Here is a 13,290-nt window from a genome sequence, read left to right as displayed (position 1 = left end):
GTAACCGCCCAATGGGCGACGCGGCTGGCACAGTTGCCGATGCGAGCTCGCAGTGCCCCGAGGTTGTAGCGATGTCCATTCCTGCCCACCCGACTTCACTCCGTCTGTCATCAGGGCCTAGCAGCCGCGAAATCTGTAACCGTCGACCGGCAGCCAAGCATTTGTCAGCACTTTTCGCAGGCAATCCGGACAACACCGGAAAACGTTGCGCGTCGGCAGCCTGCGGTCACCGCGCGTCGAATGAGTTATACGTCGACCAGGCATTCGTTCGATAATGGGGCCACCAACACGTGCAGGATTCGCCGCGCACACGTACTCAGCGATCAGAAAGCGTGCCGCACACCGGCAGCTCCAGCAACTCGCCGCGCATTGAGCCGTTCGCGGTCAGTCGCCAGCGTTCAGTCTTGACCAATCTCATCGATATGGAACATCAGTCGCGCATCGCGCGAGTCCGATGACGGCGCCGCACTATCGCGACGGCGCCTACAGAAAGGCCGAGCTGCAGTGTCGCGCCGATCCAGGGCCACTTGTCCGTCCAGCCGACGTCATCGAACCATATCGGGCCAAGCCAACCCGCCGCAGCGTGTGCGATTGCCCCCGCCAGCGCGATGGCCCCTGCTAGTAGTTCCCTGCCATTAACCATCGCGTAGGCAAGGGCTGCCATGATTGTCGCCGTAGCTACCGCCCACACGAGCAGAAACGCCGCACTGGCAGATGGCTTGCCGACATACCCAAGAACGACGGCGCCGAGGTAGGCGACGAGGGCAACGAGTCCCGTCGACAACGACCGCGTTGTGATGTCTCGGTAGAAAGACTCCTCCTTGAACCAGCCGGCAACGATCTCACTTTTGGTCCGCTTCGGCTCCTCGTTTGGATACTCCTGTGCCCTCGGCTTAATCCTGACTGATCTCGCGGTCGGATTCATCGACCTGCGTGTCCCCCTCACGTCGCAGATGGTAAGGGACTAAACGTCAAGCAAGAGAGCAGGAGCGACGTCGAGAGCTCTACCCCAGACCGAACGGCTGTTCCGCCTCGTCAATCCGGCCAAATGGGCGGCCGCGTAGAGATGTTGGTTGCCATCACTATCTAGCGCGTCGCATCGGCCGCGCCCCAACGACCCGTCCGCAGACAACGCTTCCCCTCAGGTCCGCTCAAGAACGTCGGAGTCGAACCTCCTCGAGGCGGGGCGTCGCCGAGGGGTTATATCTGCTTGTATCTATATAGATGTAATGCAATACTCGATGCATGGACGTGTTCGAGGCAGTCGCCGAACCCAGTCGCCGCGCATTGCTCGACGCCCTCGTCGAGGGTGAGCGCACCGCGGGTGAGCTCGTGGCAACCCTGCCGGAGCTGACTCAACCCACCGTGTCGCGGCATCTGCGGGTGCTGCGCGAGGTCGGTCTGGTCGAGGTACGGCCCGATGCTCAGCGCCGCATCTACGCGCTGCGTCCCGACGGACTGATGCAGATCGACGAGTGGATCGAGCGGTACCGCCGCTACTGGTCCGATCATCTCGATGCCCTGGAGCGTCATCTCAAAGCGACCCACAAGGAGACGAAATGACCAGCCGTGAAGGAAAGCTCACCGTCGACGGCGATCAGGCCGCACTGAGTTTCGAGCGGCGCCTCCCCTATCCCGTCGACGCGGTGTGGGCCGCCATCACCGATCCCGAACAGCGCAATCAATGGATGGGCGAAACGACGATCGACGCCCGTGAAGGCGGCACGATCGAGATGATCCCCCATTCGCCTCCGATCCCGCCGCAGCAGAAGAAGATGACCGGACGGATCCGGGTGTGGGACCCGCCAAGGATTTTCGAGCACGAATGGAGCCAGTCCGTGTTGTCTGCTCCCGAGCCCGGTGTCGTGCGCTACGAACTGACCCCCGACGGCGACGGCACCCTGCTGCGGTTCAGCCACCGCGGCCTGACGGTCTCGGACGGCCAGGGCTTCCACCCGGGCACTCACGCCTATCTGGACCGGCTCGAGGCGCATCTCGGCGGACAGCCATTGCCCGACTGGGCCCGGCGCTATCAGGACGTCGCCAAGAAGCTCGGCACCCAGTGGACCCGATAGAAGGAAACAACATGCCACACAATGGAACTGACATTGCCGCACCCACGATCGCCGTGGTCTACCACTCCGGATTCGGCCACACGTCAACCCTGGCCGATGCTGTCGCGGCGGGCGCTCGTGACGGCGGCGCCGACGTCACCGTCATCCACGTCGAGACCATGTCCGACGAGCATTGGGACCTGCTGGACAACATCGACGCCATGATCTTCGGCTGCCCCACCTACATGGGCAACGTCTCGGCAGGGTTTCAGACATTCGCCGAGAAAACCGGCCGGCGGTGCATGGACGGCACCTGGCGCGACAAGGTGGCCGCCGGCTTCACGAACTCCGGAGGCAAGAGCGGCGACAAGCTCAACACACTCAGTTCATTGGTGGTCTTCGCCGCCCAACACCACATGCATTGGGTCAACCTGGGTTTGAGCACCGGCTGGAACCACTCGTTCAGCAGCGAGGACGATCTCAACCGGCTCGGCTTCTTCCTGGGCGCCGGCGCTCAGACCAACGTGGACGCCAACCCCGACCAGGTGCATCCCTCCGATGTGCGCACCTGCCACCACCTCGGGCAGCGGGTCGCGCTGGTGACGCGTCAGCTCAACATCGGCCGCACGTTCAGTCCAGCGGCTTCAGCTCCTGCAGCATCGTAGGAACCAATTCGCTGACGGTGGGATGGATGTGCATGGTCCGCGATATCGCGGTGTAGGGCAGTTTCGCGGTCATCACGTCGAGAATGGAATGCACCACCTCGTCACCGCCGACCCCGAAGATGGCTGCCCCCAGAATCTCTTCGGTGTCGGCATCCACCACCACCTTCATGAAGCCCTGGGTTTCACCCTTCTCCACTGCGCGGCCGACCCGGGTCATCGGGCGCTTGCCCACCAACGCTTTTCGGCCCGATTGCCGCACCTGGTCGACGGTCATGCCGGCCCGGCCCAGCGGTGGATCGATGTAGAGCGCGTAGGTGGTGATGCGATCGCTCACCCGCCGCGGGTCGTCATCGAGCAGATTGGCGGCGACGATCTCGAAGTCGTTGTAGGACGTGTGGGTGAACGCGCCCTTGCCGTTGCAGTCCCCCATTGCCCAGATGTGCCCGGCCGTGGTGCGCAGCTGATCATCGACCACGACGTAGCCGCGACCGTCGAGGTCCACGCCGGCGTGCTCCAACCCGAGGTCGTCGGTGTTGGGTGTGCGCCCCACCGCGAGCAGCAGGTGTGTCCCGACGATCGGGTCGGCGCCGTCGCGCGGGGTCACCGCAAAACCACCGTCCTGCTTGCTGAACCGGATGTCGGTGGCATTCAGTACCACACCGATGCCCTCGGCCCGCAGGACCTCGGCGATCGTGGCCGACACGTCCTCGTCCTCACGGGAGGTGAGCCGCGGCCCCTTCTCGATCACCGTCACCCGCGCACCGAACCGCCGGTACATCTGCGCGAACTCCAGAGCGATGTAACTGCCGCCCACGATCACGAGGTGCTCGGGCAGAACGTCCAGGTCCAGGATGCCGACATTGGTCAGGTAGTCGATGCCGTCTAAGCCGGGAAAATCCGGGACCACCGCGCGCCCACCGACATTGAGGAAGATCCGCTCGGCCCGCAGCAGTTCACCGTCGACGTCGACGGTGTGCGGGTCCACGAAACGGGCATGTCCGCGGATCAGCTCCGCACCGCCCATGCCCTGCAACCAGTCCTCGACGCCGTGCCGGTCGGACAGCATGATCGCATCCTTGCGGGCCTTGACCTTGCCCATGTCGACGGCGACTTCGCCTGTGCCGATGCCGAAATCAGCTCCGCGACGTGCCAGGTGGGCGGCGTGCGCGCTGGCCACAAGGGTCTTGGTGGGAATGCAGCCGTAGTTGACACACGTACCGCCGACCAGCTTGCGTTCGATCACCGCGACGGTCTGGCCCGCGGCGGTCAGCCGGCCCGCCAGCGGCGGCCCGGCCTGACCCGCGCCGATGACGATCGCGTCGAAACTCCGCGCGGGCGCCACGCGCTAGACGATCGCGGTCAGGGCGGCGATCGCGAAACCGCCGAGCACGGCGACCGCATCCTCGACGAGAGCGACCGGCAGATCATGCCCATCGTTGCGGGCGACCAGGCGGCTGCGTGCCTCGTATCCGCCCAAGGTTCCCAGCACCGCGCCGACGAGACCCGCGCCCAGACCACCGAAGGTGTACCCCCACGCCGTACCGATCACCGCACCGGCGAAGGCGCCGGTGAGCAGGCGAGCGACGAACTGCACGGGCGTCTTACGACTCGGCGTGCGCGGAAGCTGGTCGGTAACCAGCTCCACCACAGCGAGAACGGTCAACACGGTGACTGTGACGGGGTGCGCCAACCATTCGGCCCAGGTGCCGTCGAGGTTGATCCAGCTCAGTGCAGCGGCCCAGGCCACCGCGGCCGGGGCAGTGAACGCTCGCAATCCGGCCACCACGCCGATGAGCAGAGCCAACAACAGAACCAGAAAATGCGTCACGGCAACCTCCGAGGCCTGGATTTGTCACCCGGACGCTAACACGCAAGACGTCGCGGCACGCGCCGATCAGAGACGGCGGTGTGTGCCGATCAGAAGCGGCAGAACCGAATATCCGATGCGAGTATCGCTTTGGCACCGATCGCGGCGATCTCATCCATGATCGCGTTGACGTCGCGGCGAGGCACCAGCGCCCGTACGGCCACCCAGTCCGGATCCGCCAGCGGCGCGATCGTCGGTGACTCCAGGCCCGGCGTCACCGCGGTGGCCTGCTCCAAAACCGCACGCGGGCAGTCGTAATCCAACATCAGGTACTGCTGGCCGAACACCACGCCCTGCACGCGGGCCGTCAGCTGATCGCGCGCCGAAGCATTGTCGTCGCCGTCGGCACCGTCGCGTTCGATCAGGACGGCCTCCGACTCGCACAGCGGCGCACCGAATGCCACCAGATCGTGCAGGCCCAGGGTGCGGCCCGAGCCCACCACGTCGGCGATCACGTCGGCGACCCCGAGCTGGATCGAGATCTCCACGGCACCGTCCAAACGGATGACCGAGGCCTCGATGCCCTGCGCCGCGAGGTCCTTGCGAACCAGATTCGGAAATGAAGTGGCTATCCGCTTGCCCGCCAGGTCCTTCGGGCTCCACTCCCGGCCTGCGGGTCCGGCGTAGCGGAAGGTGGAGTTGCCGAAGCCGAGCGACAGGCGCTCACGCACCGGGGCGTCGGAGTCGGCGGCCAGGTCTCGTCCGGTGATGCCCAGATCGAGCTGACCCGAACCCACGTAGATCGCGATGTCCTTGGGACGCAGAAAGAAGAACTCGACGTTGTTGACCGGGTCGACGACGGTCAGGTCCTTGGGGTCGCGCCGGCGACGGTATCCGGCCTCGGCGAGGATCTCACCGGCTGCCTCGCTGAGCGAGCCCTTGTTGGGCACCGCGACGCGCAACATCTGATCGGCCACGGCTCACAACTTCCGGTAGATGTCGTCGAGGGTCAGGCCCCGGGAGAGCATCAGCACCTGGGTCCAGTACAGCAACTGGCTGACCTCTTCGGCGAGCGACTCGTCGCTCTCGTGCTCGGCGGCCAGCCACACCTCGCCTGCCTCTTCCAGGATCTTCTTGCCGAGCCCATGGATGCCGGCGTCAAGGGCGGCGACCGTGCCGCTACCGGCAGGTCTGGTGCGCGCTTTGTCGCTGAGTTCGGCAAACAGGGCCTCGAAGGTCTTCACAGGCATGAATTGTTTCATGCTCGGAGGGGGTCCATTTGTGGGGTTCCATAGAAGGGTGAGCGAATCTGTCGGCGACCCGCTGCCGACCTACACCGCCCGGGTCTCGGCAATCGGCACGATCCTGGCCAAACACCTGCCGGTCACGGACCTGGTCCAGAACAATCGCCGCGCCAACCCGATCTTGCCGCTCGACTGTCTGTCGGCGTCCTGGGGCCCTGATCCGACCTCGTCCGCAACCCTGACACTGTCGATTCATCCCGTGCCGGACTTCGCCGCCGAGGTCGAGGAGCTGCGCTACGGCGCCGACCCAGCCCAGGGGGCCTACGAGGCACACCGCGCCGATCCCGGCGAGTTCGCCCTGGTGCAGCCACACTTGTCCAGCGTCTGGGTGGTCGCCGGGCACTGCGAGGTCCATCTGGCCCACCAGGGTTGCTCGCCCGAGAAGCTGGTCGAGGCGGCTGTCGAGATCGCCCGCAGCATCGGTTGGTCGCCGTATACCGACGATTTCGAGCCACCACTGCTGCCGCCGGGCTGGGACCCGCCGGTTGACCGCTAGGCACTCAAGGCATTTGCGTGCATGTCTTCTAGGTTCTTGCCCTTGGTCTCCTCGACCCAGCGCCACACGAACAGGAACGACAGCACCGCGCACAGCGCATAGAAGCCGTACGCCGCGCCCAGGACGTTGCGAAGTTCCGGGAACGACACGGTGATCAGCCAGTTCGCTGCCCACTGCCCGGCTGCGGCCAGGCCCAGCGCGGCCGCCCGGATGCGGTTGGGGAACATCTCGCCCAGCAGCACCCACACCACCGGCCCCCAGGACATGCCGAAGGCCACCACGAACAGGTTGGCCGCGACCAGGGCGATCGGCCCGGTGATGCCGCCGAGGTACGGTTGCAGCTCCATCAGACCGGTCGACTTGTTGAGCACCTCATGTGTCTGGGCAGTCCCGAAGATGACTGCCATCGTGCCCAGTGTCACCGCCATCCCCACCGAACCGATCAACAGCAGCGGCTTACGACCGATCTTGTCGATCAATGCGATCGCGATCAGCGTGGTGACGATGTTGGTCACCGAGGTGATCACCGTGATGATGAACGAAGAGCTCTCGTCGAAACCGACGGCCTGCCACAACACATTCGAGTAGTAGAAGATCACGTTGATGCCGACGAACTGCTGAAACACCGACAGCCCGAGGCCCACCCACACGATGCCGTAGACACCGCCTGTCGGCTTTCGCAGATCGCGCCAGGCCGCCGGTTTCTCCTGCTGAAGGGTGTCCTGGATCCGGCCGAGGGTGATCTCCAGGTTCTTCTCCCCCAGCAGCCGCGACAGCACCTTGCGTGCCTCGGGAATCCGGTGTGTGGCAACGAGATACCGCGGTGATTCGGGAATGGTGAAGGTCAGCAGGCCGTACACGACGGCGGGCACCGTCATCAACAGGAACATCCACCGCCAGGCCTCCATGTTGAGCCAGAGTTCCTTCCCGGCTTCCCCGGCGATGTGGGCCAACAGCGCGTCGATACTCAGGGCCAGGAAGATGCCGCAGACGATCGCCAGCTGCTGCAGCGACCCCAACCGGCCGCGAATCCGCGGTGGCGAGGTCTCGGCGATGTAGGCCGGGGCGATCACCGAGGCGATACCGACGCCGATACCGCCGACGACACGGAACAACACCACGACCCACACGCTGGGAGCCAGCCCGGTGCCGATCGCGCTGATGAAGAAGAGCACCGCGGCGATCTTCATCACCGCGATCCGGCCGATCCGGTCGGCTATCCGGCCCGCCGTGAGCGCACCGACGGCCGCACCGAGCAGCGCAGAGGCGACTGCGAATCCGAGGATCTTGTTGTCGATGTCGAAGTGCTTCTGGATGGCGTCCACCGCACCGTTGATGACCGCACTGTCGTAGCCGAACAGCAACCCGCCCAATGCAGCGACCGAGGCGATACGCACAGCGCTGCGTCCGGACGAGTAATAGTCATCGTCGTGGACCGCGGGAGCGCCGCCATCTACCGGGCCGTGTGACATACCGTGTCCCCTCCGCACCATTGCGTGACTGGTCACAATCACCTTGGCACAGCGGACCGGCAGCTAGGGCCATATCCGGCAGCTGGATTCGACGCGGGTCAGGCGCTGCGCACGTCTGTGACCGCCGCCAGCTCGGCATGGATCATCCGCAGGTCCGAGACATCGAGCGCACCGAGCGTTTCGGCATGCCTGCGCCGCGCCCCCACTGGAACCTCGACGTCGTTGGGTATCACCAACACCGGGCAACCGGCGGCTTCGGCCGACGCCGTCCCGGTGACCGAATCCTCCACGGCCAGACAGTGCTCCACGGGCACCCCGAGCAGGTGCGCGGCCCGCAGGTAGGGATCCGGCGCCGGCTTGGCCTCGTCCACTTCGTCACCGCAGACGCTCACCGTGAAGTAATGGCTGCCAATGCTTTTCAGGGCCCGCTCGGTGAGCCCGCGCCGGGTGTTGGTCACCAACGCCATCGGGACCCCGGCGGCGGTCAGACCGTCGAGCATCTCCTTGGCCCCGGGCCGCCATGGCAATCCCTGTTCGAACAGCTCACCGGTGTAGTCATGCAGCCAGTCCGCCGATTCGGCCATGGCGGCAGGATCGGGGTCAAGGCCGAGATCGTCGTAGACGATGCGCATGACGGTCTCGGCCGAGCCGCCGACGGTCGATTCCCGGACCTCGGGCGTCAGCACTGCGCCCGACCGCGCATACAGCGCGTGCATGGCGATGTCCCACAGCTTTTCGGAGTCGACGAGCGTGCCGTCCATATCCCAGAGCACCGCACGCATGCCATCCATTCTCGCATTGTCGGACGGTGCCGATAGCGTGGGAGGATGACGATATTGGTGACGGGAGCCACAGGCAACATCGGCAGGCGCGTCGTGGACGAACTAATTCGTTTGGGCGGCAGCGATATCGGGGACATCCGCGCATTGACCGCAAACCCGGCGAAGGCGGCGCTGCCGGAATCTGTGACAACAATCACCGGATACCTGGGAAAGCCAGAGACGCTGCGGGCCGCATTTGAGGGCGTCGAGCGCGTGTATCTGGCGCCATTCCCCGCCACCGTCGGACCCACGCTCGAGATGCTGGTGCAAGCGGGTGTGCAGTACGTGGTGGCGCTGTCCGGCGGTGCACATTGGACGGAGCACGCCGAGGCCATCACCGGCTCAGGGTTGGCACACACCCAGCTGGGGCCCGGTGAGTTCTGCGAGAACTTCGCGATGTGGGCCCCGCAGATCAAGACCGGCACCGTCCACGACGTCGCCCCCGATCACGTCGAAGCCCCGGTGTCGATGGACGACATCGCCCGGGTGGCCGCGCACCTGTTGGCCGGCCCGCAGGACGCGCATCTGAGCGCGATGTACGAACTCACCGGCCCCGTCGCGTTGTCACGCGCCGACATTGCCCGCCAGATAGGTGCGGGCATCGGCTTGCCCGTCGACGCGCAGCAGTGCACCCGCGCCGAGGCCGAAGAACTGCTGCGCCCCGTCATGGGCGACGGCGCGCACTGGTATCTCGACCTCTTCGACGGCGATCTGGAGCCCCAGGCCGCCAACGACAACGTCGAGCGGCTGACGGGCACCCCGGCCGAATCGATCGCGCAGTGGGCGGCGCGCAACCGGAGCCTGTTCACCTAGCGGGCGCAAAGGGTTTCGGTCAGTCCTCCGGGTTGTAGGCCAGGTTGGAGCTGAGCCAGCGCTCAGCTTCCTGGAGGGTCCAACCTTTGCGCTTCGCGTAGTCTGCGACCTGGTCCTGAGCCATCCGGCCGACCACGAAGTACTGCGACTGCGGGTGTGAGTAGTACCAGCCGCTGACGGCAGCGCCGGGCCACATCGCCATCGACTCGGTCAGCTCGATACCGGTCCGTTCCTTGACCTGCATCAACTTCCAGAGCGTCACCTTCTCGGTGTGCTCCGGGCAGGCCGGGTAGCCCGGAGCAGGCCGGATGCCCACGTACTTCTCGCCGATGAGCGCCTCGTTGTCGAGGTGCTCATCGGGCTGGTACCCCCAGAACTCCTCCCGGACCCGCTGGTGCATCCGTTCGGCGAACGCCTCCGCCAACCGGTCGGCCAGCGACTCCAGCAGGATCGCGCTGTAGTCGTCGATGGCAGCCTTGAACTCCATGATCTTTTCCTGGCTGCCCAGGCCCGCGGTGACCGCGAAGGCGCCGACGTAGTCGGCCAGACCCGTGGACTTCGGCGCGATGAAGTCACCCAGCGACCGGTTCGGGATGCCGTCGCGGTGCTCGCCCTGCTGGCGCAGGTTGTGCAACGTGGTCAGCACCTCGGTACGGGTCTCGTCGGTGTAGACCTCGATGTCGTCTCCGACCGCGTTCGCCGGGAAGAACCCGATCACCCCGTTGGCGCGCAGCCACTTCTCCTTGATCAGGGTGTCGAGCATCTCCTGGGCGTCGTCGTACAGCTTGCGGGCAGCCTCGCCCGACGCCGGGTTGTTCAGGATGTCGGGGAAGCGGCCCTTCATCTCCCAGGCGTTGAAGAACGGCTGCCAGTCGATGTACTCACGCAGCTCGGCCAGGTCGTAATCGTGAAAATCCCGGACTCCCACACCCTGAGCCGGCACCGGCGGGGTGTAGCCCTCCCACTCGATCGGCGTCCGGTTCGCGCGGGCCTTCTCCAGCGTCAGCATCGGCCGCTCGTTCTTCTGGGCGTGCCGTTCGCGCAGAGACGCATAGTCGGCCTCGGTGGACTCCAGCAAGGCCGGTCGCTGCTTGTCGTCCAGGAGCGCGGCGGCGACCGGCACCGAGCGGGAAGCGTCCTTGACCCAGACCACCGGACCCTTGCGACGCGGCGATATCTTCACGGCCGTGTGGGCGCGCGAGGTGGTCGCCCCACCGATCAGCAGCGGGATCTCCAACCCTTGGCGTTCCATCTCGACGGCGAAGTTGACCATCTCGTCCAGGGACGGGGTGATCAGGCCGGACAGCCCGATGATGTCGGCGTTGTGTTCGTTCGCCGCGTCCAGGATCTTCTGGGCAGGCACCATCACGCCGAGGTCGATCACCTCGAAGTTGTTGCACTGCAACACGACCCCGACGATGTTCTTGCCGATGTCGTGGACGTCGCCCTTCACGGTCGCCATCACGATCGTGCCGTTGGTGTCCTTCGAATCGGCGGTCCCGTTCTCCGCCTTCTCCGCCTCGATGTACGGCAACAGGTAGGCGACAGCCTTCTTCATCACCCTGGCCGACTTCACCACCTGGGGCAGGAACATCTTGCCCGCGCCGAAGAGGTCGCCGACGACGTTCATGCCGTCCATCAGCGGGCCCTCGATCACCTCGATCGGACGGCCGCCGGCGGCGGCGATCTCGGCCCGCAATTCCTCGGTGTCGGCGTCGACGTGAGCGTCGATGCCCTTGACGAGGGCGTGGGTGATCCGCTCCCGCACCGGGAGGCTGCGCCACTCGGCCGCGGCCGGATCCTCGGATTTCTCCGACTTGTTGAACCGTTCGGCGATCTCCAGTAGCCGCTCGGCCGCATCCTCGCGACGGTTCAGGACGACGTCCTCGATCCGCTCCCGCAGCTCGGGATCGATCGAGTCGTACGGCACCAGCGCACCGGCGTTGACGATGCCCATGTCCAGGCCTGCCTTGATGGCGTGGAACAGGAACACCGCGTGGATCGCCTCGCGGACGGGGTTGTTGCCCCGAAACGAGAACGACACGTTCGAGATACCGCCGGAGATGTGCACCCCGGGAAGGTTCTCCTTGATCCAGGCGCAGGCCTGGATGAAGTCGATCCCGTAGGTCGCGTGCTCCTCGATACCGGTCGCCAGCGCGAAGCAGTTCGGGTCGAAGATGATGTCCTCGGCCGGGAAGCCGACCTCTTCGGTCAGGATCCGGTAGGCGCGCCCGCAGATCTCTTTGCGACGCTCCAGGTTGTCGGCCTGCCCCTGCTCGTCGAAGGCCATCACCACGACGGCTGCGCCGTACTTGCGGCACAACCGCGCCTCGCGGACGAACTTCTCCTCGCCCTCCTTCATGGAGATCGAGTTGACGATCGGCTTTCCCTGCACGTTCTTCAGGCCGGTTTCGATGACCTCCCACTTGGAGGAGTCGATCATCACCGGGACGCGGCTGATGTCTGGCTCGGCCGCGATCAGCTTGGTGAACCGGTCCATCGCGGCGACGCCGTCGATCATGCCCTCGTCCATGTTGATGTCGATGACCTGCGCACCGACCTCGACCTGCTGCAGGGCGACCGACAGCGCGGTGTCGTAGTCCTCGGCCTTGATCAGGTTGCGGAACCGGGCCGAGCCGGTGATGTTGGTGCGCTCACCGATGTTGACGAACAGGGAGTCCTCGGTGATGTTGAGCGGCTCCAGGCCCGACAGGCGGGTGGCCACCGGGATCTGCGGCACCTCACGCGGCGCCTTACCCTCGACGACCTTGGCGATCTTCGCGATGTGCGCCGGCGTCGTTCCGCAGCAACCACCGGCCAGGTTGATCAGACCGGCTTCGGCGAACTCGGCGATGTAGGACGCCTGGCTGTCCGGGGATTCGTCGTACTCGGCGAAGGCGTTGGGTAGGCCCGCGTTGGGGTAGCAGGAGACGAAGGTGTCCGCGATCCGCGACATCTCGGCGATGTAGGGCCTCATCTCCGGCGCGCCGAGGGCGCAGTTGAGCCCCACCGCGATCGGGTTGGCGTGCCTGATCGAGTTCCAGAACGCCTCGGTGACCTGGCCGGACAGGGTGCGTCCGGACGCATCGGTGATGGTGCCCGAGATGATGACGGGCCAGCGGCGTCCGCGGTCCTCGAACAGCGTCTCGAGGGCGAACACCGCGGCCTTCGCGTTCAGCGTGTCGAAGATCGTCTCGATGATGATGAGGTCGGCGCCGCCGTCGATCAGCCCGTTGGCGGCTTCGAGGTAGGCGGCAGCCAGCTGGTCGTAGGAGACGTTGCGGGCTCCGGGATCGTTGACGTCCGGCGAGATCGACGCGGTCCGTGTGGTCGGGCCGAGCGCCCCGGCAACGTAGCGGGGCTTGTCCTCCGTGCTGAAATCGTCGCAGGCCTTACGGGCAAGAGCAGCGCCGGCGTAGTTCAGCTCATAACTCAGGTCCGCCATGTCGTAGTCGGACAGCGAGACCGCGTTCGCGTTGAACGTGTTGGTCTCCAGGATGTCGGCGTCCGCCTCGAGGTATTCGCGGTGGATCGCCTCGATGATGTGCGGCTGCGTGAGGTTGAGCAGGTCGTTGTTGCCCTGGAGATCGCTCGGCCAGTCCTTGAACCGCTCGCCTCGGTAGCCGGCCTCATCCGGCCGGTCGCGCTGGATCGCCGTGCCCATCGCGCCGTCGATCACCATGATCCGCCGGCGCAGGGTGTCCGTCAGTGCCTCGGTGCAGTCGGGGCGGATGTTGGGCTCAAGCTTGTTCGGCTCGGGGGCGTTCACAGTGCACTCCTTCCGTAACGGAAGGCGTCCTTGACTCTGCCGAGCGTGGCGGATACCGAAGGAGACCCAGTCCCCCCAGATAGCCGTTG

Annotated in this window: 13 protein-coding genes; 5 read left to right on the top strand and 8 right to left on the bottom strand. The window is 65.6% G+C overall.

The window, feature by feature from the left end:
* Nucleotides 1-430: 430 nt before the first annotated feature.
* The gene (locus A5779_RS28920) at nt 431-946 is read right to left on the bottom strand and encodes a hypothetical protein (protein ID WP_131811707.1); all 516 of its coding nucleotides are present in this window, start codon (nt 944-946) and stop codon (nt 431-433) included.
* Between the two features lie 299 nt (nt 947-1,245).
* Here A5779_RS28920 and A5779_RS28915 point away from each other — a divergent pair, with 299 nt between their 5' ends.
* The 3 genes from A5779_RS28915 to A5779_RS28905 are packed head-to-tail and all read left to right on the top strand — an operon-like array spanning nt 1,246 to nt 2,719.
* Complete coding sequence (locus A5779_RS28915) at nt 1,246-1,563, top strand: ArsR/SmtB family transcription factor (protein ID WP_064887160.1); 318 nt, start codon at nt 1,246-1,248, stop codon at nt 1,561-1,563.
* A complete protein-coding gene (locus A5779_RS28910; RefSeq protein ID WP_064887159.1) occupies nt 1,560-2,075 on the top strand; it encodes an SRPBCC family protein in 516 nt (171 codons plus the stop codon). The genes A5779_RS28915 and A5779_RS28910 overlap by 4 nt, the downstream gene beginning before the upstream one ends.
* Before the next feature lie 11 nt (nt 2,076-2,086).
* The gene (locus tag A5779_RS28905) at nt 2,087-2,719 is read left to right on the top strand and encodes a flavodoxin family protein (RefSeq protein WP_207549133.1); all 633 of its coding nucleotides are present in this window, start codon (nt 2,087-2,089) and stop codon (nt 2,717-2,719) included.
* On the opposite strand, the gene A5779_RS28900 is transcribed toward A5779_RS28905, so the two are convergent.
* The 4 genes from A5779_RS28900 to A5779_RS28885 all read right to left on the bottom strand — a co-directional run bounded on the left by A5779_RS28900 (nt 2,685) and on the right by A5779_RS28885 (nt 5,788).
* Nucleotides 2,685-4,061 (bottom strand): FAD-containing oxidoreductase, encoded by a 1,377-nt coding sequence (locus tag A5779_RS28900; RefSeq protein WP_064887158.1) that lies wholly within the window; start codon nt 4,059-4,061, stop codon nt 2,685-2,687. The two genes, A5779_RS28905 and A5779_RS28900, sit on opposite strands and share 35 nt — an antisense overlap.
* A gap of 3 nt (nt 4,062-4,064) precedes the next feature.
* Nucleotides 4,065-4,547: a DUF4126 family protein gene (locus tag A5779_RS28895; RefSeq protein ID WP_064887157.1), complete on the bottom strand. Its 483-nt coding sequence runs from the start codon at nt 4,545-4,547 to the stop codon at nt 4,065-4,067.
* A gap of 89 nt (nt 4,548-4,636) precedes the next feature.
* The gene (hisG, locus tag A5779_RS28890; protein WP_055120319.1) at nt 4,637-5,491 is read right to left on the bottom strand and encodes an ATP phosphoribosyltransferase; all 855 of its coding nucleotides are present in this window, start codon (nt 5,489-5,491) and stop codon (nt 4,637-4,639) included.
* A 15-nt stretch (nt 5,492-5,506) separates the two neighbouring features.
* Nucleotides 5,507-5,788 carry a phosphoribosyl-ATP diphosphatase gene (locus A5779_RS28885; protein WP_055114923.1) on the bottom strand — a complete coding sequence of 94 codons (282 nt, stop codon included), beginning with the start codon at nt 5,786-5,788 and terminating at the stop codon, nt 5,507-5,509.
* A gap of 37 nt (nt 5,789-5,825) precedes the next feature.
* On the opposite strand from A5779_RS28885, the gene A5779_RS28880 reads away from it, so the two are divergent.
* Nucleotides 5,826-6,326 carry a DUF7956 family protein gene (locus A5779_RS28880; protein ID WP_064887156.1) on the top strand — a complete coding sequence of 167 codons (501 nt, stop codon included), beginning with the start codon at nt 5,826-5,828 and terminating at the stop codon, nt 6,324-6,326.
* Here the strand turns inward: A5779_RS28880 and A5779_RS28875 are convergent.
* Together A5779_RS28875 and A5779_RS28870 are read right to left on the bottom strand one after the other, a co-directional pair.
* Nucleotides 6,323-7,798 carry a sugar porter family MFS transporter gene (locus A5779_RS28875; RefSeq protein ID WP_064887155.1) on the bottom strand — a complete coding sequence of 492 codons (1,476 nt, stop codon included), beginning with the start codon at nt 7,796-7,798 and terminating at the stop codon, nt 6,323-6,325. The two genes, A5779_RS28880 and A5779_RS28875, sit on opposite strands and share 4 nt — an antisense overlap.
* Nucleotides 7,799-7,896: 98 nt before the next feature.
* On the bottom strand, nt 7,897-8,580 hold the full coding sequence (locus A5779_RS28870; protein WP_064887199.1) for an HAD family hydrolase: 684 nt from the start codon (nt 8,578-8,580) through the stop codon (nt 7,897-7,899).
* A gap of 45 nt (nt 8,581-8,625) precedes the next feature.
* Here A5779_RS28870 and A5779_RS28865 point away from each other — a divergent pair, with 45 nt between their 5' ends.
* Nucleotides 8,626-9,432, top strand: coding sequence for an NAD(P)H-binding protein (locus A5779_RS28865; protein ID WP_064887154.1), 807 nt, complete (start codon nt 8,626-8,628; stop codon nt 9,430-9,432).
* A 19-nt stretch (nt 9,433-9,451) separates the two neighbouring features.
* Here the strand turns inward: A5779_RS28865 and metH are convergent, their stop codons facing one another.
* Nucleotides 9,452-13,201, bottom strand: coding sequence for a methionine synthase (metH, locus tag A5779_RS28860; RefSeq protein ID WP_064887153.1), 3,750 nt, complete (start codon nt 13,199-13,201; stop codon nt 9,452-9,454).
* Between the last annotated feature and the right edge of the window lie 89 nt (nt 13,202-13,290).

This window comes from Mycolicibacterium peregrinum, from assembly GCF_001665625.1.
Lineage (GTDB): Bacteria > Actinomycetota > Actinomycetes > Mycobacteriales > Mycobacteriaceae > Mycobacterium > Mycobacterium peregrinum_B.
The sequence above is the reverse complement of the archived record's forward strand: the minus strand, read 5'-3'. Positions and strand labels throughout refer to the sequence as shown.

Coding starts and splice junctions, on each gene's coding strand:
- A5779_RS28915 (WP_064887160.1), top strand. CDS start 1,246: ATGGACGTGTTCGAGGCAGTCGCCGAACCCAGTCGCCGCGCATTGCTC.
- A5779_RS28910 (WP_064887159.1), top strand. CDS start 1,560: ATGACCAGCCGTGAAGGAAAGCTCACCGTCGACGGCGATCAGGCCGCA.
- A5779_RS28905 (WP_207549133.1), top strand. CDS start 2,087: ATGCCACACAATGGAACTGACATTGCCGCACCCACGATCGCCGTGGTC.
- hisG (WP_055120319.1), bottom strand. CDS start 5,491: ATGTTGCGCGTCGCGGTGCCCAACAAGGGCTCGCTCAGCGAGGCAGCC.
- A5779_RS28885 (WP_055114923.1), bottom strand. CDS start 5,788: ATGAAACAATTCATGCCTGTGAAGACCTTCGAGGCCCTGTTTGCCGAA.
- A5779_RS28875 (WP_064887155.1), bottom strand. CDS start 7,798: ATGTCACACGGCCCGGTAGATGGCGGCGCTCCCGCGGTCCACGACGAT.
- A5779_RS28870 (WP_064887199.1), bottom strand. CDS start 8,580: ATGCGTGCGGTGCTCTGGGATATGGACGGCACGCTCGTCGACTCCGAA.
- A5779_RS28865 (WP_064887154.1), top strand. CDS start 8,626: ATGACGATATTGGTGACGGGAGCCACAGGCAACATCGGCAGGCGCGTC.